Raw genomic sequence first — 1,928 nt, 5'->3', positions numbered from 1 at the left:
AAAGCTTTCGGGATTACACAACGGATAATAAAAAGCCCGCTCTTCGAAGTATTCCTTCCGAAGCGCTACGCAAATGTCTCTGACTTTGCGTTTTTTTTTCTCTTAAAAACCATAAACTTGTCAAAAGTCTCCTGACTTTTCCCGAATCATTTTAAAATAATTATTTTTATAACCCGAAAGCTTTCGGGATTACACAACGGATAATAAAAAACTAGCTTCACAAAAAAAATGAAAAAACTTGTATTTCGATTTTGGATTATTAATTTCCTGATAAGCATTTCATTATTTTTTATTTATAGAATTGTGATTTCAGAAACAAAGATGATCGAGGGAAATTCCTTTGAAAAATTTCTACAGCTTTTAGATCTCATAATAAATCTAGGTTTTTCTGCTGTATATTTTATTGCGATGATTATCTCTTCGTTTGCAATTCTTTTAAATTTGAACGAAAAAATCAGAAATAATTTCTACTGGTCACTTTTGGCTTTTTTAGGATTCCCATTATTTTGTGTCATTTTTATCCTTATTAATTTACTAATTGACACCAACTTACACAATGCAACTATTCTAAAAAGGCCTGCCCTTTTTTCAATAACTTATCTATTTCTAACCACAATAGAATTTTTATTGTTCCGAAAAAGAATCAACAAATTCAAAATTGAATAAACAGGATTTCTTTGCTCTGCGAAGGTTTCTGATTTCAAACAAACCATATAAAACATTCCAAATTCAGCATTATTTACATCAGGCACCAATTGTAAATATGCGTACAGAATTGTCTCAAAATGAAACTAAAAAATCATCCGTTTTTCAAAAAATATAAAGTCATCAAGGTCGTCTTATTAGTGCATCTCCTAACTTCGGTACTTGTATTAACTACTCAATTAGTTCATGGTTTTATAAATCAGGATATTGCAGGCAGTTTCAAAAAACCTTTTGAAAATTATAAAGCCTTATACAATCCCGAAAAATATCTTAAAAAAGATACTTTTGTAGTTGACACTGCTTTTGTTCAGAGTGAAGTTTCTTCTAGTCAGGGAAAATCTACTTCAAAAGATCATACCATAATTCGCGGTAATTTATTGCATTTTAAAACAAAAAAAGAAATAGATTGCGCTTACATCAATTCGGCAGTGATTACAGGAGCATACACTTACAATCAAAATGTAAAAACGATCGAAGTGCTTAGAAATACGCTTAACAATGAAGTCTTTTATAACGATAAAACAGATCTTAAATCGCAAAAAATTGATGCTGTTTCGGAGTTGTATTTTTATTATTCTTTTATTCCGCTTCTTATAATTCTATTCCTTTTAAAAAAGAAATCACATAACTAAGATTTGATCTTAATTGTAAAATTGCCTTCTCTTTTAACCTTTCTAAAAAGTTCTAATGAAACGTAAAATTAGTCCCGAAAGTTTTTGATATTGCGTAGTTCAGATTACTCAGCGAAGACGGGTTTGTAAAATACATTATATCAATTCAAATATTAAAATGAAAAAAACATATTTTACCGTATTACTCTTTATAATTTTTAGTTGTGCGGATAACACAAATCTTGGTAATGATTATTATTATTTACCAGAATATGAAGCTATGGATATTGGTTATCCTAATGGTGCAATTATCTACAAAAGTTTTAATAAAAATATTTTCAAGGATGTAAAAATAAGCGCAAATGTAAAAAAAGCTAAATCGAATATTAATTATATTATTGCCTTGCAAATACCTAAAAATTCTTCAAAAAGAAATTATTTTATTATAGATAAAAGATATGATAAAATTTATGGACCTTTAGAAAAAATAGACTTTTTTAAATTAAAATCTAAAATGAGAATTAATCTAAATTTTGATGACAAATAAACGCCTGCTCTGCGAAGAATGTTTCATAAAACGACACGAAAATATTCTTTGACTTACAGATTCAG

2 protein-coding genes are annotated in these 1,928 nt (G+C 28.2%); both read left to right on the top strand.

Going from position 1 to position 1,928, the window contains the following annotated elements; genetic code table 11:
* Window positions 1-785 precede the first annotated feature (785 nt).
* On the top strand, window positions 786-1,337 hold the full coding sequence (locus BOW57_RS20530) for a hypothetical protein (RefSeq protein ID WP_129057020.1): 552 nt from the start codon (window positions 786-788) through the stop codon (window positions 1,335-1,337).
* A 157-nt stretch (window positions 1,338-1,494) separates the two neighbouring features.
* Window positions 1,495-1,863, top strand: a complete 369-nt coding sequence (locus BOW57_RS20525; protein WP_129057018.1) for a hypothetical protein — start codon at window positions 1,495-1,497, stop codon at window positions 1,861-1,863.
* Window positions 1,864-1,928: the final 65 nt, after the last annotated feature.

Source organism: Flavobacterium sp. YO64, from assembly GCF_004119505.1.
In the GTDB taxonomy this organism is placed as follows: Bacteria; Bacteroidota; Bacteroidia; order Flavobacteriales; family Flavobacteriaceae; genus Flavobacterium; species Flavobacterium oncorhynchi.
The sequence above is the reverse complement of the archived record's forward strand: the minus strand, read 5'-3'. Positions and strand labels throughout refer to the sequence as shown.

Coding starts and splice junctions, on each gene's coding strand:
- BOW57_RS20530 (WP_129057020.1), top strand. CDS start 786: ATGAAACTAAAAAATCATCCGTTTTTCAAAAAATATAAAGTCATCAAG.
- BOW57_RS20525 (WP_129057018.1), top strand. CDS start 1,495: ATGAAAAAAACATATTTTACCGTATTACTCTTTATAATTTTTAGTTGT.